Source organism: Pseudomonas sp. Ma2-10, from assembly GCF_054330215.1.
This window is the reverse complement of record NZ_JBTEYL010000016.1, coordinates 63954-84791: the sequence shown is the minus strand read 5'-3', so window position 1 is coordinate 84791 and position 20838 is coordinate 63954. Positions and strand designations below refer to the sequence as shown.

The window sequence follows — 20838 nt, the reverse complement described above, 5'->3', positions numbered from 1 at the left end:
GGGTTCAGCAGCCTGCAACCTTCATCTAAAGCGTAGTAAATATCCTATTGCCAACAAGATTTCTAACGGCATCCAGTTATCACCCTCCAAATGGCAGTTTTCTGCCTAGACTTGCTCTTGTCCGCCGTGCAGATGCATTTCAGCGCATGGAACTGTACGAAAAACTAAAACAAGAGGTTTCCCCCCAATGTTCAAACCTATGTGGAAAGCAGTCGCCTGCGCCCTTGCCCTTGGCACCATGAGCACGGCCATGGCGGCAGACCCGGTATTAATAAAGTTCTCCCACGTGGTTGCAGAGCAGACACCCAAGGGCCAGGGCGCCCTGTTGTTCAAGAAACTGGTGGAAGAACGCTTGCCCGGCAAGGTCAAGGTCGAGGTCTACCCCAACTCCTCGTTGTTTGGCGATGGCAAAGAGATGGAGGCCTTACTGCTCGGGGACGTACAGATGATTGCACCGTCACTGGCCAAGTTCGAGCACTACACCAAGACCGTTCAACTGTTTGACCTGCCGTTCCTGTTTGATGACATCACCGCTGTTGACCGATTCCAGCTGAGCCCGCAGGGCCAGGGACTGCTCAGGTCCATGGAAGACAAAAACATCACAGGCCTGGCCTATTGGCATAATGGGATGAAACAACTGTCCGCGAACAAGGCATTGCGAGTGCCGGGCGATGCCCGTGGCCTGAAGTTTCGGGTCCAGGCTTCGGCAGTGCTCGAGGAGCAATTCAAGGTCTTACGGGCCAATCCGCGCAAGATGAGCTTCGCCGAGGTGTATCAAGGCTTGCAGACCGGCGTCGTCAACGGTGCGGAGAATCCTTACTCGAACATCTACAGTCAGAAAATGAATGAAGTGCAGAAGTACATCACCGAGTCCAACCACGGTGTACTGGATTACATGCTGATCACCAACACCAAGTTCTGGAACGGTTTGTCGCCAGATATTCGCGGCGAACTGGACAAGATCCTCGTCGAAGTCACCGCCCATGTGAACAAAGAGGCCGAGCAACTGAATCAGGACGCCAAGCAGAACATCATCGCGGCTAAAACCACTGAGATCATCACCCTGACGCCTGAGCAACGCGACCAATGGCGTGTCGCGATGAAGCCGGTGTGGAAAAAGTTCGAAGGCGATATCGGCGCCGAGCTGATCACTGCTGCTGAGGCTGCCAACCAGGCCCAATGATCGGTGGGCGGCAGGGGTTGCCGTCCTGGCAGCACCTGCCTGTCACCCGCTACAGGAGATGCCCTCCATGAATGCTCTTCGGCGCATCTGGGAACACTTCGAGGAAGGCTTCATTGTCTTCCTTCTCGCCGCCATGACGTTGGTAACATTTGTCTACGTTGTCCTCAACAACCTCTACACCCTGTTCTACCGCCTCGCCGAAAACTGGGAAGGCGCCAGCGAATCGCTGTTCGCCATCGGCGACGCAGTCATGGGAATGGCCCAGGCAATGACCTGGAGCACCTCGCTGACCAAGGCCCTGTTTGGCTGGCTGATTTTTTTCGGGCTGGCGTACGGCGTGCGCACGGCCGGCCATATCGGCGTTGATGCACTGGTCAAGCTAACCAGCAAACCGGTGCAACGGGTCATTGGCATCATTGCTTGTCTTTTTTGCCTGACTTATGCCGGACTGCTCAGCACCGCCAGTTTCGGGTGGATCCAGACCCTGATGATTGCGCGCATAGGTGCTGAAGACCTAGGCCAGTACGGAATCATGCAATGGCACATTGGATTGATCGTCCCCCTAGGGTTCGCCCTGGTCTTCATCCGTTTCGCTGAAATCCTCGTGCGCATCCTGCAAAACAGGCAGACCGGCTTGGGCCTGGCCGATGAAGCCGCAGATGCGATGAAACTGACCGAACACGAGGATGACAAGTTATGACCATTGCCTTCCTGTTTGCATCACTGTTCGTGCTGATGCTGATCGGCGTTCCCATTGCCATCTCCCTGGGATTGGCGGGCTCACTGACCATCGTTTTTTTCAGTCCTGACTCCGTGCGCTCTCTGGCGATCAAACTGTTCGAGACGTCCGAACACTACACCCTGCTGGCCATCCCGTTCTTCCTGCTCGCGGGGGCCTTCATGACCACCGGTGGCGTCGCTCGACGGCTGATTGACTTTGCCAATGCCTGCGTCGGCCATATCCGTGGTGGCCTGGCCATTGCTGCCGTGTTGGCGTGCATGCTGTTCGCTGCACTTTCCGGGTCGAGCCCGGCGACTGTGGCAGCGGTGGGTTCGATCGCCATTGCCGGCATGGTCCGCTCCGGTTATCCGCAGGCCTTCGGTGCGGGGATCGTCTGTAACGCCGGGACCTTGGGCATCCTGATCCCACCCTCGATCGTGATGGTGGTCTACGCCGCCGCGACCGAAACGTCTGTCGGCAAATTATTCATGGCGGGCGTGTTGCCGGGCGTGTTGCTGGGGCTGGTGTTGATGGTGGCGATCTACATCGTCGCCGTGAAGAAAAAGCTCCCCGCCATGCCACGCGCGACGTTCCGTGAATGGCTTGACACGGCACGCAAGGCGATCTGGGGTCTTTTGCTGATGTTCATCATCCTGGGTGGCATCTACTCCGGGATGTTCACCCCGACCGAAGCTGCAGCGGTGGCGGCCGTGTACTCGGCCTTCATCGCCTTGTTCGTCTACAAAGACCTGACATTTCGTGAGACGCCTAAAGTCCTGCTGGACTCGGCCAAGCTGTGCATCATGCTGATGTTCATTATTGCCAACGCCATGCTCTTCGCCCATGTGCTGACTACCGAGCAACTACCGCAACAGATCACTGCGTGGGTGATTGAGGCGGGTCTGACACCCGTGATGTTCCTGTTGGTGGTGAACATTGTGTTGTTGATTGCCGGGGCCTTTATGGAACCCTCGGCCATCATCCTGATTCTGGCACCAATCCTCTTCCCCATTGCCATGAAGCTGGGTATCGACCCGATTCATCTTGGCATCATCATGGTGGTCAATCTGGAGATCGGCTTGATCACTCCGCCGGTAGGTCTGAATCTGTTCGTAACCTCCGCTGTGACAGGTATGACATTGCCTGCAACGATAAAAGCAGCCATGCCTTGGCTAATGCTATTGCTGATGTTCCTGGTCCTGATTACCTACGTGCCCTGGGTCTCCCTGGCTCTACCAAACTGGCTGGGCATGAGTTGATGCCTCCCCTTCGGTGATGACCGTCAAAATCACTGCCAATCAGCAAATGGCTGGTCAACTCTGTTTGGCACACCCCGCGCACTTGACCACGCCGAAAGAGCGCCATGGGGATCACGCACAGGGCTCTTTTTAATCACATTGATTACTGAGTGCGCCACGACTCGACAACGTCTGCACCAAACTCGGTTTTCCATTCTTTCAGCCGGCGGTGGTTACCACCCTTGGTTTCAATCAGCTCACCCAAATTCGGGTTCTGGTAAATCTTCACGTCACGGGCCTTACGGGCTGTTTTCGGTGCGGCAGTAACTGGGGAGCGACGTCCTGCACGAGGGTCAAGCAGGCTGATGACGTTTTGCAAACTGAAGCCGTACTCACCAATTCAACGGTGGGCTGGCGCCAGCTCGGGCCGAGGAAAAACTTAACGTCGTGTCCGGGATTAGTTGACCACTACACCCACGCTGCTTTTAAGCGAGCCTATAGAGCCCGGCAAAGTGTCGCGATACGGCTCAATAGTTGTGAAGATCAATACCTCCAGAAAACCGGAGTTACGAGCACCAACACAGTCAGGATCTCCAGCCTTCCAAGCAGCATGCCTACCGTCAGTAGCCATTTGGCGGCATCAGGTAATGATGAGAAATTACCTGCCGGCCCAATGATTGTGCCAAGCCCTGGCCCTACGTTACACACCGCGGTAGCGGCACCACTCAACGCTGTCGTCCAATCAAGCCCAATGAGTGCCAGACCCAAGGCGATAGCGGCAATAGTGATGGTGAAGAAAAACGAGAAGGTCAAAAGCGAGCGCAAGATCTCCTCGTCAATGGGATGTCCGTTGTATTTCTTCTGAATCACGGCTCGAGGATGGATCAACTGCTTCAAACTACTTACCAGTAGAGCGCCAGCAACCTGGAAGCGGAAAATTTTAAGGCCACCAGCCGTCGAGCCTGAACATCCACCGACGAAGGTCAGATAGAAAAAGAGCAAAACGGCGAAGCTGCCCCATAAGGTGTAATCACCGACTGCAACGCCGGTGGTCGTGACGACCGAGGTCACATTGACTGCCACGATACGGAACGCCTCCCACCATCCGTAATTGCTGTGAACACTCAGCCAAGTACCCACAACCAGCCAGGTGACGATCAAGAACCCGACAAATCCGCGTACCTGGTGATCCTTGATCAGCGCACGCCGATGACCGCGCAACGTTGCGACATATAAGGTAAAGGGCAGACTACCCAGAATCATGATGATTATCGCTACCCAGTGAATCGCTGGTTGCGCCCAGTGCCCAAGTGAGGCGTCCGACGTTGAGAATCCTCCAGTAGAGATCAACGACATGGCGTGGTTGACCGCTTCAAATGGTGTCATCCCCGCGATCCACAGCGCCAGAGCTCCGACGCCAGTGAGGCCCAGATAGAGAATGAGGATGTACTTGGCGGCCACATGGGAGCGCGGCGTCACTTTCTCGGACCAGTCTGAGGACTCTGTCTGGAAAAGACGCATGCCACCCACGCGCAACAGTGGAAGGATCGCCACAGCCATGCCGATGAAGCCGATACCACCCAGCCATTGGAGCAGCGAGCGCCAGATCAACAATCCAGGAGAGGCTGTATCCAACCCACTCAGGACAGTTGAGCCCGTGGTTGTAATGCCGGACATCGTTTCAAAAAAAGCGTCGGTGTAACTGATGTGACTGATGAACACCATTGGCAACGCTGCGAAGGCACACACCACCACCCAACTGCCAGTCGTCAGCAGGTACATATCCCTCGGACGAAGTTGCGCAGTATCTGGGCGCCCCCGCACGATCAACAGGAGGCCAAAGATGACGGTAATCAAACTCGACCAGAGAAAGGCCGAGAGATCGTCGCTACGCTCATAGGCCACCAGCGTGATCATGGGAATAGCCATGCTTACAGCCAGCGTGATCAGAAATATGCCTAGGATAAAGCCGATAAGCCGCATTGCTGCGAGGGACATAAAAGTAGCCTGCCAAATTAGCGCTGCGCAGTATCGGATGCCCAATCCAAGAGCCCCGTAAATTTTACGTAAAATCTCTACGTGCAATCAGTCAGCCAAGGATTGGCTGTTATGTATCAGAAGCTAACCCGCCTTCATCCGCTTAAAAAGCGACGCAGTCCCCAACTGAGAGCGATGGAGAACTGACAAAATGGAGCGCAGGCGAGTGATATTGCCAAAAAACCTTTCTCAAAGTAATCCACCGAGCGTGAGGTAGCGGGTCGCAATCGACGATAGCTTGACTGTATACTTGCTGCTCAGCCCGCCCCCTTGAGCTACAGGAACACCAGCATGACTGTACTCCAAACGATCGACTGGCAGCCTACGCCGCCTTAGCGCTACGCCCCCTCGCAAGACCTCGCACCCGCCTGTTTCGCTTGCGGTGCTTACTGCTGTATGCCCGGTTTTTACACCCAAAGCACACAGCCAAATAATCCTCACCATTTGAATTCGTATCGACGCGCTTGCCATTCGTCTGGTGGGCGTGCGGGACATTGCCTTGGATATTCTGATGTTGCAATCACTCAAACAAACGTGGTTTTCCAACGTCCGTGCGGACGTGCTAGCGGGTCTCGTCGTCGCGCTGGCGTTGATTCCCGAAGCTATTGCCTTCTCTATCATTGCCGGAGTAGATCCCAAGGTCGGTCTGTACGCCTCCTTCTGTATCTGTGCGGTTATTGCCTTCGTCGGCGGTCGCCCCGGTATGATCTCGGCGGCTACCGGTGCCATGGCACTCCTTATGGTTACTCTGGTTAAGGAACACGGGCTTCAGTATCTGCTGGCAGCCACCTTGCTCTGTGGGGTACTTCAAATCCTCGCTGGCTACCTGAAGCTGGGCTCGCTGATGCGCTTCGTCTCACGCTCGGTGGTCACTGGTTTCGTGAACGCTTTGGCGATCCTGATTTTCATGGCGCAATTGCCTGAACTCACCAATGTCACCTGGCATGTCTATGCCATGACCGCGGCGGGCCTGGGGATCATCTACCTGTTTCCGTATGTACCGAAGATCGGCAAGCTGATCCCCTCGCCACTGGTGTGCATCCTGACGTTGACCGCCGTCGCCATTTACCTCGGTTTGGAGATCCGCACCGTGGGTGACATGGGCCAACTGCCGGACACACTGCCGATTTTCCTGTGGCCTGAAGTCCCGCTGAACTTTGACACCCTGCGTATCATCTTCCCGTACTCAGCTGCATTGGCAGTTGTGGGCCTACTCGAGTCCATGATGACCGCAACCATCGTCGATGATCTGACCGATACCACCAGCAACAAAAACCGTGAATGCAAGGGCCAAGGCATCTCCAACATCATCGCAGGCATGCTTGGCGGTATGGCGGGTTGTGCCATGATCGGCCAGTCAATCATCAACGTAAAATCGGGTGGCCGTACCCGGCTGTCGACACTTTGTGCTGGCGTCTTCTTGCTACTACTCATCATCTTTCTGGGTGAGTGGCTGTCTAAAATACCTATGGCTGCGCTAGTTGCCGTAATGATCATGGTGTCCATCGGCACCTTCAGTTGGGATTCTCTGCGTAACCTCAAGCAGCATCCACTCTCGACCAACATTGTTATGGTCGCCACTGTTGTGGTGGTCGTGGTAACGCATAACTTGGCCTACGGTGTGTTGGTCGGTGTGCTGCTGGCTTCACTGTTTTTTGCAAACAAAGTCGGACATTACCTCGACATTAAAAGCAGTCTTGAGGAAGCAGAGTCGCACCGCATCTACCGCATAGTGGGCCAGGTGTTCTTCAGCTCAGCGGACAAATTCACCAACGTCTTTGACTTCAAGGAAGCACTCAAGAAAGTCACCATCGACCTGACCCAAGCCCACTTCTGGGATATCACTGCCGTTGCAGCACTGGACAAGGTCGTCATCAAATTCCGTCGCGAAGGTGCAGAGGTTGAGGTGCTGGGCCTGAATGAAGCCAGCACCACTATCGTTGACCGCTTTGGCGTGCATGACAAACCTGATGCCATCGACAAGCTCATGAGCCACTAAGGAGATCAACAATGACCCACGTAATGGCATGCATTGATAACTCACGATCCTCATTGGCGGTCTGCGATTACGCAGCATGGGCGTCGCAGCAGTTAGATGCGCCTCTCACTCTGCTGCATGTATTAGATGAAGAAAAATACCCAGCATCCGCTGACCTTAGTGGCAATATTGGCCTTGGGAGTCGAGAGCATCTGCTGGAAGAATTGGCTACGTTGGATGCCCAGCGTGCCAGGCTCGCTCTTGAGCAGGGGCAACATATGCTTGAAAAAGCAAGGGAGCGAACAGTCACCTTCGGCGCCGCTTATCCTGAGCTGAAGCAACGTCATGGCCATTTGGTAGAAAGCTTGAGCGACCTACAGAATGATATCCGGCTGTTGGTCATTGGAAGGATTGGTGAAGATAGCACTCGCGGTGCACACATGCTCGGCAGCCAGATAGAAGCTGTCGCGCGGACAATTCACCGGCCCATCTTGATCACCACCAATAGCTATAAAAAACCAGAAAAAGTAATGCTCGCTTTTGACGGCAGCCCAACGTCTTACAGAACTGTGCGGATGTTTGCAGAAAGTGCCTTAGGTAAAAAGCTGCCTGTCCATTTAGTCATGATCGGCACTAAATCAGAAGGAAATATGGCGCACCTGATTACCGCTCGCGGGATACTGGAAGCTGCAGGTTTAACTGTACACGCGGATATTCGTGAAGGAGAACTGGAAGCAGCTTTGCATGCTCATCAAACAGAGCACGAAATTGATCTACTGGTCATGGGAGCCTACGGGCACTCACGCATTCGACAGTTTCTGATAGGAAGCACAACTACCACGATGCTTCGTACAACCACCATACCTATATTGCTGCTGCGCTGAGACAGTGTTCAAAGCCACAGTATTTCTAGCGATTCAGAAATACTGTGGCTAACTCAAGCGAGGTTATCGGGTTACCGCTGCACCTGTTAGAACGCTGCTGCGGCGTAGGACTAGGACGCCACCTATCGCTGCCAGGATCGAACCGATCAATACCCCGACTTTGACTTCATCAATCAAATGAGCCGATCCAGCGAACGCCAGATTGCCAATGAACAGGCTCATGGTGAAACCAATGCCACACAATAGCGCTACGCCGTAAAGCTGCGCCCAGTTACTCCCTTCCGGCAACTTGGCCAGGCCTAGACGAATGGCCAGAGCAGCCAGTAGAAAGATACCGATCTGCTTGCCCACCAAAAGACCCAACGCTACGCCCAGCGGCACAGGGTCGACCAGGTTCTCCATCGAAATACCGGCCAATGACACACCCGCGTTGGCGAAGCCAAAAATCGGCACCACAGCGAAGGCTACCCACATATGGAGCTTCTCTTCCAGGAACAGCAGCGGAGACCGGGCTTCTTCCTCTGGCTTGCCCATAGGGATGCACAGTGCCACAGCAACACCTGCCAGCGTGGCATGCACGCCCGATTGCAACACGAAGAACCACAACACGCCCCCGACCAAGAGATACGGGAACAGCCGTCGTACGCCCAGTCGATTCATCGCGATCAGAATGACCAGGGTCGCGAGCGAAGCCAGCAACATCGGCATGGAAAGGCCCGATGTATAGAAAAAGGCGATGATGACCACCGCGCCCAGATCGTCAATGATCGCCAAGGCCGCGAGGAACACCTTCAACGAAGTCGGGACTCGCTTACCCAGCAGCGACAAGACACCCAAGGCGAATGCGATGTCGGTCGCGGCTGGGATCGCCCACCCACCCAAGGTCTCAGGATTCCCCCAGTTGATTGCGATGTAGATCAGCGCAGGAACAACCATGCCGCCTAAGGCACCAAACCCCGGCAAGGCGCGCTGGCCCCAGGTAGAAAGCCCACCTGCCAGCACTTCTCTTTTGATTTCGAGGCCGACCATCAGGAAGAAGATCGCCATCAGGCCATCATTCACCCAATGCTCGACAGACATGCCCAGCCAGACGCTGTGCAAGGCTGCAAAGTAACTCTGGGAGAGAGGCGTGTTAGCCACAATCAGGGCGGCCAGTGCTGCGCCCATCAGTACAAGACCGCCAGCGGACTCCGACGACAGGAAGCGGGCCAGAATCGCGGCTGCTCTAGGGGTTTCGGCTGTAGCTTGATGCTTGGTCATCAACGTCCTCGGGGCACTTAAAAGGTAATATATTAACATCTGACCTACACGAGCATGGCGGCGTTAACAGCCTGAAACAGTTAATGTTCAAGGCTACAACCAGGCATTAGTGCATTTCACTCAGTGTTCTGGAATGGGGTTTGAGGTTCAAAGCTATTGGTATACGAAACAATATCCATGCCGCATATCGGCTCAATACGACGTACCTTTATCGAATATCCCGATCAGCCTCCCCGTCGTTTGATACCATCCAGCATACTTGTATGAAGATTTCATGTCTGGAAGGCCTTTTTTTTGAACGTTATCCGTCACTGGTTACGACAACCCTATGCACGCCTCATCGCGTTGAGCGGATTGGTTCTGATCTTGCCTTTGTGCCTGCGTGCAGCATTGGGCTGGTCTAATCCACTCGGCTACCTTTCAGATCTGGGAATTGCGAGCCTGCTCATCGTACTCCTGCAGCGCCGTCCTTGGTGGTTAGCACTTCCAGTGTTGCTGGCTTGGGGACTTATGACGCTGGCCACTGCCGAACTGGTCAGCGCCGTGGGTAGGCTTCCAAACTCCTCAGATCTGCACTACCTGATCGACCCTCAGTTTCTGGAAAACTCTACCGGTGGTGGTTTCGCCCTGCCATGGCTGGGCGCCACCCTGAGCATTGGGCTGGTGATTTGGCTGATAACGCAGTGGATGGGGCGTTCTACGCCCCCTGCTGCCTTACCACGAAGCGCCTGTGCAGTACCGCTGCTGCTTTTAATCGCCCACTGGGGCGCCCAACACTTATACCCCTCCGACGAAGATCAGTGGCGCGTGTTCAATCTCCCGCATCAGTTACTGGCCGCGAGCGCTGGCGATCTCCAGGCAAGGGCAGAAGAATTGTTGGAAGGTGATGTTGTCGATGTCCCTCCACAAATGACGGGACTCACCCAACTCGATCTGGACGGACAAAAACTGCTCGCAGCACCAGGGCGTGCTCGCAATGTGTTGATCATTGCGCTGGAAGGTATTCCCGGCGCCTACGTTGACGTCAACCGCAAAGCCCTGCGCAGCAGCTTTCAAGAAAACCTCATGCCCAATCTGAGTCGCTGGGCAGAACGCGGCATGAATACGCCGGACTATGTCCTGCATAACCATCAAACCATTCGCGGTCTGTATGCGATGCTTTGCGGCGATTACGACAAACTGGCCAACGGCACACCCAAAGGGGTCGAAATGTTGACCCAGAACGAACGTAATCAGGCATGCCTACCGGCCCAGTTGCACAAATATGGGTTCGCTACGCACTACCTCCAGGGTGCCGGCCTGCGCTTCATGGCCAAAGACAAGATCATGCCGCACATCGGCTTCGATGCCACCCATGGCTTGGATTGGTTCACCAACAGCAACTACTTGGAATTCCCTTGGGGCAAGGATGACAAAGCATTCTTCGACGGTGCGCTGGACTATGTCGGCCAGCTGAAAAAGCAGAAAAAACCGTGGATGCTGACTCTGCTGACCGTTGGCACCCACCAACCCTATTCGTTCCCTGAAGACTACCTGCAACACTACGACACACCCAAGCAAGCCGCAGTCGGGTATCTGGATGATGCCCTGGGGCTATTCCTCAGCGGTCTGGAACGTCAGGGTATCTTGAAAGACACCCTGGTGGTGATCACCTCGGACGAATCCCACGGCATCGATGGTGTGCGCCTGGCCTCCTCTTGGGGCTTCAACCTGATGCTGGCGCCCGAGCAGGAGCAATTGCCCAAGGTGAAGTCTGGGGTCTACGGGCATGTCGATCTGAGCGCCTCAATACTCGATTATTTCGCCTTGCCCGTCCCTTCTGTCTTGAGCGGACGTTCGCTGTTTCGTGACTATGCAACGGGTCGCGAAATCATGTCATTCACGAACGGCAAACTGCGTTATCACGATGGCCAAGGCACCTTGACCGAGTGCGACTTTCAACAGCACTGTCGGTATTACGCCAGCGCAGGCTTCATTGCCGAGCGTGCGACCTTGATCGGTCAGTACGGAGGCAAACGTGCTCGACAAATCACAGCAAGAGCTACGGCGCTGGACCATTCGTTGCTCCGGACGCCGTTGAACCAACACTACCAGTTCGGCAGTCCCGCCATCATCCCCCTTCAGGCGCAGATCAAGAATGACTGGGCCGACAATCTCATTGGCGCGCAGTATCTGGAAATGCCCAAGGGCTCACACACTCGTGTGCGGCTGACCGTGCGCTCTGTAGATCCCCAACAGAACGCCCACATACAGCTCAAGGCCAAGGAGTTTGAGCAGGATGTGCAATTGGGCCTGCCGGCAGAGATGATCGTCACTGCCGATCAGCCGCTGGTGATGGAGTTCAGTTTCGCCAATCCGCAGTCGCGTAAGGCGTTCTCTTTCCATCTGCTGGGCTACGGATTGGGCGCCGTTGAGGTGAGTGACTTCAGCGTGATTACCGAGTTGACAGCAGCACCCGATGTGCCGGATGAGACACCTGTCGATAGCATTGTCCAATCAAGCTAGTGTGCTGTTCTCGAATTAATCTACCCATTAGCCTGTGAGATTCTACCCCCTGGTCGAATTCAACAATGCCATCCTGCGAAGTGCCCCCGATCAGTTGCGCGGCCAGGCCGAACACCTCCGCTTTGTTTGATCCAAGTGCAGCAGTTATACCGGCGGCACCCACAGTGAGTATCACTGCGCAGGAGGCCCGATCAATGTCTGAGCATTAATCTATGCTAATAAAAAGGTATAAAAAATGATTGCTCGTTGGCGCTGGCTGTTACATCAACTGACCAAACGGCTGTGGTTCAGAGCCACGCTGTTTTCGCTGCTAGGCGTGGCAACAGCGTTGCTCGCCGTTGTCTTAAAGGACTACATTCCCGAATCATTGCCCGCCCGTATCGGCGCCGACGCCGTCGACAAGATCTTGGGCATCATTGCCTCAAGCATGCTCGCGGTGACCACTTTTTCGTTAAGCACGATGGTGACAGCCTACGGTGCGGCCAGCACTGGCGTGACGCCCCGCGCCACCACGCTGGTGATGGAAGACACCACGACACAAAATGCCCTCGCTACCTTTATCGGCTCATTTCTGTTTAGCCTGGTGGGAATCATTGCACTGAGTACCGGGGCCTACGGCACACAAGGAAGGGTTCTGCTATTTGCGGTGACCATCGCGGTGGTGATTCTGATTGTTTACACGCTTCTGCGCTGGATCGATCACCTGTCTAAACTCGGCCGTGTAGGTGAAACCATTGATCGTGTCGAACAAGCGACAATCGACGCAATTAACAACCGGGTCCGATGGCCTCATTTGGGCGGAGCCGCTTACCCTGCCAAATGGCTGATCCCTGCCTCTGCCCAAACAATCACAAGTCACCAAACCGGGTACGTCCAACATATCGACGTGCACGCGTTAGGCGTCGTTGCAAAAGCAGACGAGATTCAGATTTTTCTGGACATCCTTCCGGGAACGTTTGTGCATCTGGGCATGCCGCTCGCCCGGACCGTGAGTTTGAACACGGAGCGCGTAGACGAGTTGCACGCCCGCACCGAAAAAATCCTCGCCGCGTTGACCATTGGTGTACGGCGAACGTTTGAACACGACCCCCGATTCGGGCTGTCGGTACTTTCAGAGATTGCCTCACGCGCCCTATCGCCAGCAGTCAATGACCCAGGAACGGCCATTGACGTCATTGGCCGGGGGGTCAGAAGCCTCACTTGCTGGGGCAAACCACAAGACCCCGCAGGGAATATCGATGAAGACTGCGAGCAGGTTTACCTGCGCGGCCTGATTGTGGATGATCTGTTTGAAGACTTTTTTGCACCGATTGCCAGAGACGGCGCGAGCCTGATCGAAGTAGACCTGCGCATGATGAAAGCGCTTGTCAGCCTGGCGCAGATAAACCCGCCGATGTTCAAGGATGCCTGCGTCAGGCACGCAGACCTACTACTCAAACGCTCAGCCCTGTCGTTGACGTTGGAGGAAGACAAACAAGCGCTCAGTGCCGCGGCTCGACAACTGCTGCGTTAGATCAACCTGGTTTTCGTGCAGATGCACCACTGTCTGTGGACTGTAGAAAGCCACGAGCCAACTGTTGATACAACTCAGGCCCCATTCTGGCGCTGACCGCTTTGGCAATCAGCGCCACGGCCAACAGGCTGATGACCATGCCATGACTGTCGATCATCTCCATCACGATGATCGCCGACGTGATCGGCGACTGCGTTACCGCAGCCAAAAACCCGACCATGCACAAAGCAATCATTGGCTGTGCAGCCAGTCCGAAGAGCTCCGCCACATTGGCTCCAATGGCCGCCCCTACCGCCAGGGAGGGGGCAAAAATGCCGCCGGGAATGCCGGAAAAGTAAGTCACCACCGTCGCGAGAAAACGCGTAATTGGCGCGTGCCACGGCAGGCCGACATCGGAAGTGATGATCTGGGATGTGATCCCGTATCCACTGCCGAACGACATCCCGCCACTGAGCCAACCGAGTATCGCCACGATCATTCCACATATGCCGGCGAACCAGACGGGATGCACGCGGCGCCATTGCCAGACGACAAATCGATGATGCCGCTGCGGCCACAGCAACATCCGGCTAAACAATCCACCCAGAAGACCACATCCAATACCGATCGCCAGCACCGGAACAACGAAGTCGAGCTGGATATCTTGAACGTCGAAGTGACCGAAATAGTTGTAGTTGCCCTGCAAGGCAATCGCGACCATCCCCGACAGGATAATCGTGCTGAGCAAGACCCCACTGGTTCGGGTTTCCAGCTTGCGCCCCAACTCCTCTACCGCAAAGGCCACACCTGCCAACGGCGTGTTGAAGGCCGCGGCAATGCCCGCAGCGCCGCCAGCGAGGATCAAATCTTCGCTGCGGATGATGCGTGCGTTGGGCAAGTAGCGGTGAAAAAAATGCATGATCGAGGCAGCGACCTGAACCGAAGGGCCTTCGCGTCCGGCCGAGAAGCCACCGGTGAGTGCCAGGGTACCCAGGCCCATCTTGGCGAAGGCAATACGTAACGACACCAGTTTATCGACCGGTTTACCTTGGTGCGCCAGCCGGGTGGCGGCGATCACCTGGGGGATCCCACTGCCCTGTGAACCGACAAAAAAACGAGTGGTCAGCCACACCACCAACATGCCCACCAGAGGTGTATATACAAAGGGCAGCCAAGGCCGTTCGGCGGTCTGTTGGGCAAATTGCGTCAATGCCAGGTCGGCCAGTCGAGCGAACATCACCACCAGCAGTCCCGCGAGAGTAGCGGCTACCCAAAGCGTGACTCGTGTGCGCCAACGGATCGAGGCAAAACGACGGCGTATCAATAAAAGCGGTTTGATCACCCGAGTGGATTCCAGTTGAAGTTCAGCACTGTGGTGAGGGCAAGACTAACCGGATAAGTGATGAGCTCCAACCTGCACCGGCCAAATGATTACAAAACAATTCACCCACAGTCCGCCGTGCACGTCAGCTTGACAGTGCATTCCCGTGCAGAGATTGGCCATCAACTTGCAACCTTTGCGTCTCTATCAACTACAGTGGAGTCACTCTGCATTCAGCCATAACAAGACGGAGAGTTTCCCATGCGAGTAAAAAGCCGCTTTACCCTGCTGGCCGCCGCGGCAACCTTGGCAGTCACCACCGCAACTCATGCCGCACCTGAGTTCATCAACATACTGACCGGGGGCACCAGCGGGGTTTATTACCCGATTGGTGTCGGTCTGTCGCAGATCTACAGCGACGGCATTCCAGGCGTGAAGACCTCGGTTCAAGCCACCAAAGCGTCGGTGGAAAATTTGAACCTGCTCCAGGCCGGTCGAGGTGAGTTGGCGCTCGCGCTGGGTGACTCCGTGGCCGATGCGAAGAATGGCGTTGCAGATGCAGGCTTCAATGCGCCGCTGACCAAGTTGCGCGCGATTGCCGGTGCTTACCCCAACTACATTCAAATCGTGGCCAGCCAGGAGTCAGGGATCAAGACCCTGGCCGACCTCAAAGGCAAGACAATATCGGTCGGTGCACCGAAATCAGGTACCGAACTCAACGCGCGGGCGATATTCAAAGCCGCGGGCTTGACCTATGAAGACATGGGCAAAGTGCAATACCTGCCTTTTGCCGAGTCGGTTGAGTTGATCAAGAACCGGCAACTGGACGCCACGCTGCAGTCTTCCGGGCTGGGCATGGCGGCCATTCGTGACCTGTCCTCAGTCATGCCACTGAACTATGTCTCCATCCCTTCTGATGTAGTCGCAAAAATCGGCAACCCGGCCTATCAGAGCGCAATGATTCCAGCCAATACCTATGACGGGCAACCTGATGCGGTGCCAACGGTGGCGATCACCAACATCCTGGTTACCCGTGCTGATGTACCCGATGAAGTGGCTTATCAAATGACCAAACTGCTGTTCGAAAACCTGACACGTCTGGGCAACTCTCATTCGGCGGCCAAGGACATCACGCTGGAAAACGCTGCCAAGAACCTGCCAATTGCGCTGCATCCAGGCGCCGAGCGCTACTACAAGGAAAAAGGCGCGCTGTAATGGCGCGTGGCGCAGCGGTCAGGGTTGTCGCTGCGCCAACTGTTCGCCCCTTTTTCAATGCAGTCATGAGGCAGGCAGCTAATGAGTGAAAGTCATCAGGGCATCTCCGCGAATCCGCGAGACTGGCCAAAAACCTTGTTTTACGTCGCGTTACTGTTCTCGATTTTTCAGATCGTCACCGCAGCGTTTGCACCATTCTCAAGTCAGGTACTGCGTGCCGTACACGTCGGCTTCCTGCTTTGGGTGGTATTTTTAAGTTACCCCGCTTACGGCAAGGGCCGTCCCTGGCAGCCACTGGCCTGGCTGCTCAGCCTCGCCGCCATTGCCACAGCGATGTATCAGTGGGTGTTCGAGGCCGACCTGATCCAGCGCTCGGGAGATCTGACCTCTTCCGACACGGTGATTGGTATTCTGCTGGTCGCGCTGGTGTTCGAAGCTGCCCGACGGGTGATGGGCATTGCGCTTCCAATCATCTGCGGCCTGTTCCTGGCTTATGGCCTGTTCGGCGAGTATCTACCGGGCGAGCTGGCACACCGCGGTTATGGCTTCGACCAGATCATCAACCAATTGTCATTTGGCACCGAGGGCCTGTACGGCACACCGACCTACGTGTCGGCCACCTACATCTTTCTGTTTATCTTGTTCGGTGCCTTTCTCGAACAGGCCGGGATGATCAAGCTGTTCACCGACTTCGCCATGGGGCTGTTCGGTCACAAGTTGGGCGGGCCAGCCAAAGTCGCGGTCGCCTCGTCGGCGCTGATGGGGACCATCACCGGCTCGGGGATTGCTAACGTCGTGACCACAGGGCAATTCACTATTCCGCTGATGAAACGCTTTGGCTACCGGGCCGCGTTTGCCGGAGGGGTGGAAGCGACCTCCAGCATGGGCAGCCAGCTGATGCCGCCGGTGATGGGCGCGGTCGCTTTCATCATGGCCGAAACCATCAACGTGCCGTTCGTGGAGATTGCCAAGGCGGCGTTGATTCCGGCCACCCTCTACTTCGGCTCTGTGTTCTGGATGGTTCATCTGGAGGCCAAGCGCTCTAACCTTAAGGGCTTACCCAAGGATCAATGCCCCAGCGCGCTGGGCGCGGTCAAGGAAAACTGGTACCTGTTGATTCCCCTGCTGGTCTTGGTCTACCTGCTGTTCTCCGGGCGCACTCCCCTATTCTCGGGCATGGTTGGGCTGGCACTGACGGCCATCGTGATTCTTGGCTCGGCGATCATTCTGCGGGTGCAAAGTTTTGGCTTGCGCTGCGCTTTTTGGGTAGCACTAGGCATCCTGTGTACCGGTTTTTTCCAGCTAGGGATCGCCGTGATATTTGGGGTCATCGCGGTGCTGGTGGTGGTGTGCGGATTCATCAAGGGCGGTCGCGAAACACTGACTATCTGCCTGCATGCGTTGGTCGAAGGCGCACGCCACGCGGTACCGGTCGGGGTCGCCTGTGCTCTGGTGGGCATCATTATCGGCGTGGTGTCACTGACCGGCGTGGCCTCGACTTTTGCCGGTTACATTTTGGCTATTGGCCGGGACAACCTGCTGCTGTCGCTGATCCTGACGATGATCACCTGCCTGGTACTGGGCATGGGCATTCCGACCATCCCCAACTACATCATCACCAGTTCGATCGCAGCCCCTGCCCTCTTGGAACTGGGCGTACCGCTGATCGTGTCGCATATGTTCGTGTTCTATTTCGGCATCCTGGCCGACCTGACGCCGCCAGTTGCCCTCGCTTGCTTTGCGGCAGCACCGATTGCCAAGGAAAGTGGATTCAAGATCAGCCTATGGGCGGTGCGAATTGCACTGGCGGGGTTCGTCATTCCGTTTATGGCGGTCTACAACCCCGCCCTCATGCTGCAAGGTGACAACTTGTGGATGACCGCCTACATGCTGGTCAAGACAGCGCTGGCGGTCGGGCTCTGGGGGATGGCCTCCACCGGTTACCTGCAACGGAAGATGCCCGTATGGGAGCGTTTATTGAGTGTTGGCGCAGGCGCCTTGCTGGTAGTGGCGCTGCCATTGACCGATGAACTGGGCTTCGCCCTTGGAGCATTGGTGATACTCCAACACGTCTGGCGCTCCCGTCAGGCCGGGATCGCCAACGCATGATCGGATTATGTCTGGGCCTCGCCGGCGCCGTGTGGGCTCAGCTGTCGATTTCGCACTTCACCCTGGCGTGGAATCACACCATTGAAAAGATTCGTTGGGAGGAGGACTACCGCGTCACTGAGCAGGGCCTGGTACTGGAGGAAGCACGTGTGCGTGGCAACGGTGCAGGGATGGAGATCCCGCCAGACGCCCGTCTGGAAAATGGCAGTTGGCACTACCGACGTCAGCTGCCGCCTCTACAGCCACTGAACCTGGGGCGAACACCGGAGGCTGGCGATTACCAGTTGTGTTTTAACGGCCAATGTCACGCCATGAGCCAATGGATTGGAGTGCCAGACAACAGCCAACCCTTCATCCAACTGTGGACGTGCCCGACAGGCTGAAGCGCTAACTTCAGCTTTCGTTATCAGATCAACGACGTAAGTCCACGCCTTATGTCCCTGAGCGTTCAACCTACAGACCCGACTGATCGGACCCAAATGGGCCACATTTTTCATCCTCTCAGTGCGAGTGAATCTGTTGCTGTCGCGAATATATCCGTGCCTAGGCGGGCGACGGGGTTAAGGTAGGTTAAGAAATATTTAATGTTCGGCTGCACCGTTGGTCACTAGGGTACGCCTGCGTAAACGCTCGGCATCGAGCCGCAAGCGCTAAAAACAAGTTAAAGCGGAGGAAGTTATGAGTTGTGCGTTGGTCATAGAGGACGACAAGGTGACGGCGGAAGTCATCATTGCTGAACTCCAACGCCATGGGTTCAGTTCAAGATGGGCCGCCACCGGACGAGACGGGCTGGCCCTGGCGATTGCAGGAGGTTATGACGCCATTACATTGGATCGAATGCTTCCCGACTTTGATGGGCTAACTATTGTCAGTACGTTACGGAGTCTGGGAATTCAGACGCCCGTCTTGATGATCAGCGCACTTTCAGATGTAGATGAGCGCGTCCAAGGGCTTCGCGCGGGCGGCGACGACTATCTGACCAAACCTTTTTCCGCTATCGAAATGGTTGCGCGTCTTGACGCATTGCTTCGGCGCACCAGTGCAGATGCAGATGCAAGCAATCCGCAACTCAGTTGTGGGAACCTGCGACTGGACCTGGTCGAGCATAAACTGACTCGAAATGACGAACATATCCTGCTGCTGCCAACCGAGTTCAAACTGCTCAATTACCTGATGCGCAGTGCCGGTCAACTGGTCACCCGCACCATGCTTTTTGAAGAGGTCTGGGGTTATCGATTCGACCCCGGGACGAACATTATTGATGTCCACATCGGTCGGCTGCGCAAAAAGCTTGAAGGTGATGAAGGGACTCCCGCCATTCATACAATACGCGGTGCTGGTTATGTCCTTGCTGCCAAAGACTGAGGAATGGCGCTCGTCCGGTAGTCGATTGATCGGTTTCTACGCCCTGTTTTTTGTGGCCTGGGGTGCACTCTTTACAGGCGTGTTGTACTGGGAAATCTCCCACTATCTGGGGACCGTTGCCGAGCGAACATTACTGCAGCGTGCCCACTACTATCAAAAGATCGATGATGAAAAACTGGTGACAGAACTGGCGGCCAGTGAAGCCTATTCAACGCCCGGGATCGATGCTTACGGATTATTCACACCCGATGGACAGCACGTTGCCGGAGACCTGCTCAAATTGCGCTCCAGTCTGCCCGATGATGGCAAGGTTCATTATCTTGAGCGCGGACTGAGTATTGCCTTTCCCGACAAAGAAACCAGAAGCAGTTATGCGCTGTTAGCGCGCCGCCCCGACGGGCATATTCTTATTCTGGCGCGTGACGGCGGCTCGATTTCTGCCGTGGGCGGGATTATCGAACAGGCCTTGATGTGGGGGTTTTCGTTAACACTTATTCCCGGATTAATTGGCTGGCGGTTGTTGCGGCGCCGACCGTTGCGTCGTGTCAAACGCCTTCAGCTTTGTACGGAAAGTATCGTTTCAGGCAACCTGGCAGAGCGTTTACCCTTGTCCGCCCGCCGTGATGAGCTGGATATGCTGGCAAGCGCCGTGAATACGATGCTCGATCATATCGAGCAACTGATGCATGAGGTCAAGAGTGTCTGCGATGGGGTTGCCCATGATCTAAGAACGCCACTGACACGGTTGCGTGCAAGGCTTTATCAGCTCCAACAATTGCCTCTGGACAGTGCTCACCAACACACATTGAATCAGGCCCTTGAGGAAAGCGAATCGATCATGGTGCGCTTTCAAGGACTGCTTCGAGTCGCCGAACTCGACGATATCCGTCGTCGCTCGGCATTTGCGCCTTTTCCGATCATGGCGCTGTTGCAACAGGCACATGAGTTTTATGAACCCTTGGCATTGGACCGCTCTCAGACGCTGTCCCTGGAAATCACCAGTGACTTGCCCAGGTTGTATGGCGACTCATCGTTGCTGTTCGAAGCGCTGGTCAACTTACTGGATAACGCCATCAAGTTTGCGCCGGTGGGCGGGCATATCAAATTGTGCGGTAGCATCAAGAATTCAACAGTCATCATTGAAGTCGCCGACGACGGGGCCGGGATACCCGAGACGGACCGTACACATGTCATTCGCAGGCTCTATCGAGGGGAGGCAAGCAGTATGCAACCCGGCCACGGCCTCGGCTTATCGTTGGTCGCAGCCATTGTGAAATTGCACGGTTACTCGCTGGATATCCAGCCTGCCGCCATCGGACGCGGCACCCGTGTTTTGATTCACTGCCCGATGGTTTCGGATTGATCTACGTATTCATCGGTGACTGAATATTAAATTTAACTTAATCCAGCTTAATTTGAGCCCCCCTTCCCTGGAGGCTAGCTTGACAGCACTTTCTGCTGACCCAAGGCCTCTTGCTTGTGAAATACCTGTTGTTCCGGCTCCTGTTAACCATCCTCTGTGTAATAACA

15 protein-coding genes and 1 pseudogene are annotated in these 20838 nt (G+C 55.5%); 12 read left to right on the top strand and 4 right to left on the bottom strand.

Annotation, left to right across the window (positions count from 1 at the left end):
- The first annotated feature begins 187 nt into the window (after positions 1-187).
- The 3 genes from ACXPVS_RS18775 (at position 188) to dctM (ending at position 3163) form a co-directional block, all read left to right on the top strand.
- On the top strand, positions 188-1183 hold the full coding sequence (locus ACXPVS_RS18775) for a TRAP transporter substrate-binding protein (protein WP_458511264.1): 996 nt from the start codon (positions 188-190) through the stop codon (positions 1181-1183).
- Between the two features lie 67 nt (positions 1184-1250).
- Positions 1251-1883, top strand: a complete 633-nt coding sequence (locus tag ACXPVS_RS18770) for a TRAP transporter small permease (protein WP_458511263.1) — start codon at positions 1251-1253, stop codon at positions 1881-1883.
- Positions 1880-3163 carry a C4-dicarboxylate TRAP transporter large permease protein DctM gene (gene dctM, locus ACXPVS_RS18765; RefSeq protein WP_458511262.1) on the top strand — a complete coding sequence of 428 codons (1284 nt, stop codon included), beginning with the start codon at positions 1880-1882 and terminating at the stop codon, positions 3161-3163. Before ACXPVS_RS18770 ends, dctM begins: the two co-directional genes overlap by 4 nt.
- A gap of 142 nt (positions 3164-3305) precedes the next feature.
- Here dctM and ACXPVS_RS18760 read toward each other — a convergent pair.
- Together ACXPVS_RS18760 and ACXPVS_RS18755 are read right to left on the bottom strand one after the other, a co-directional pair.
- Positions 3306-3542 (bottom strand): annotated as a pseudogene (locus ACXPVS_RS18760) (histone-like nucleoid-structuring protein, MvaT/MvaU family); the annotation flags it as partial.
- A 143-nt stretch (positions 3543-3685) separates the two neighbouring features.
- Entirely contained in the window at positions 3686-5140 is a 1455-nt protein-coding gene (locus ACXPVS_RS18755) for a TrkH family potassium uptake protein (RefSeq protein ID WP_458511261.1), read from the bottom strand.
- Positions 5141-5690: 550 nt separating this feature from the next.
- Here ACXPVS_RS18755 and ACXPVS_RS18750 point away from each other — a divergent pair.
- Together ACXPVS_RS18750 and ACXPVS_RS18745 are read left to right on the top strand one after the other, a co-directional pair.
- The gene (locus tag ACXPVS_RS18750) at positions 5691-7178 is read left to right on the top strand and encodes a SulP family inorganic anion transporter (RefSeq protein WP_458511294.1); all 1488 of its coding nucleotides are present in this window, start codon (positions 5691-5693) and stop codon (positions 7176-7178) included.
- Between the two features lie 11 nt (positions 7179-7189).
- The gene (locus tag ACXPVS_RS18745) at positions 7190-8041 is read left to right on the top strand and encodes a universal stress protein (RefSeq protein WP_458511260.1); all 852 of its coding nucleotides are present in this window, start codon (positions 7190-7192) and stop codon (positions 8039-8041) included.
- A gap of 63 nt (positions 8042-8104) precedes the next feature.
- Here ACXPVS_RS18745 and nhaA read toward each other — a convergent pair whose 3' ends face one another.
- On the bottom strand, positions 8105-9301 hold the full coding sequence (gene nhaA, locus ACXPVS_RS18740; protein ID WP_458511259.1) for a Na+/H+ antiporter NhaA: 1197 nt from the start codon (positions 9299-9301) through the stop codon (positions 8105-8107).
- Between the two features lie 294 nt (positions 9302-9595).
- Between nhaA and ACXPVS_RS18735 the strand changes: the two genes are divergently transcribed.
- Both ACXPVS_RS18735 and ACXPVS_RS18730 read left to right on the top strand, forming a co-directional pair.
- Positions 9596-11806, top strand: coding sequence for an LTA synthase family protein (locus tag ACXPVS_RS18735; RefSeq protein ID WP_458511258.1), 2211 nt, complete (start codon positions 9596-9598; stop codon positions 11804-11806).
- Positions 11807-12041: 235 nt separating this feature from the next.
- Positions 12042-13319 (top strand): DUF2254 domain-containing protein, encoded by a 1278-nt coding sequence (locus tag ACXPVS_RS18730; RefSeq protein WP_458511257.1) that lies wholly within the window; start codon positions 12042-12044, stop codon positions 13317-13319.
- A gap of 1 nt (position 13320) precedes the next feature.
- Here ACXPVS_RS18730 and ACXPVS_RS18725 read toward each other — a convergent pair whose 3' ends face one another.
- Positions 13321-14640 carry a chloride channel protein gene (locus ACXPVS_RS18725; protein WP_458511256.1) on the bottom strand — a complete coding sequence of 440 codons (1320 nt, stop codon included), beginning with the start codon at positions 14638-14640 and terminating at the stop codon, positions 13321-13323.
- Between the two features lie 240 nt (positions 14641-14880).
- On the opposite strand from ACXPVS_RS18725, the gene ACXPVS_RS18720 reads away from it, so the two are divergent.
- The 5 genes from ACXPVS_RS18720 to ACXPVS_RS18700 all read left to right on the top strand — a co-directional run bounded on the left by ACXPVS_RS18720 (position 14881) and on the right by ACXPVS_RS18700 (position 20671).
- A complete protein-coding gene (locus ACXPVS_RS18720) occupies positions 14881-15834 on the top strand; it encodes a TAXI family TRAP transporter solute-binding subunit (protein ID WP_458511255.1) in 954 nt (317 codons plus the stop codon).
- Positions 15835-15915: 81 nt separating this feature from the next.
- Complete coding sequence (locus tag ACXPVS_RS18715) at positions 15916-17943, top strand: TRAP transporter permease (protein ID WP_458511254.1); 2028 nt, start codon at positions 15916-15918, stop codon at positions 17941-17943.
- A complete protein-coding gene (locus ACXPVS_RS18710) occupies positions 17940-18326 on the top strand; it encodes a DUF1850 domain-containing protein (RefSeq protein ID WP_458511253.1) in 387 nt (128 codons plus the stop codon). Before ACXPVS_RS18715 ends, ACXPVS_RS18710 begins: the two co-directional genes overlap by 4 nt.
- A 295-nt stretch (positions 18327-18621) precedes the next feature.
- Positions 18622-19308, top strand: a complete 687-nt coding sequence (locus tag ACXPVS_RS18705) for a response regulator transcription factor (protein WP_458511252.1) — start codon at positions 18622-18624, stop codon at positions 19306-19308.
- On the top strand, positions 19286-20671 hold the full coding sequence (locus tag ACXPVS_RS18700; RefSeq protein WP_458511251.1) for a sensor histidine kinase: 1386 nt from the start codon (positions 19286-19288) through the stop codon (positions 20669-20671). The genes ACXPVS_RS18705 and ACXPVS_RS18700 overlap by 23 nt, the downstream gene beginning before the upstream one ends.
- Positions 20672-20838: the final 167 nt, after the last annotated feature.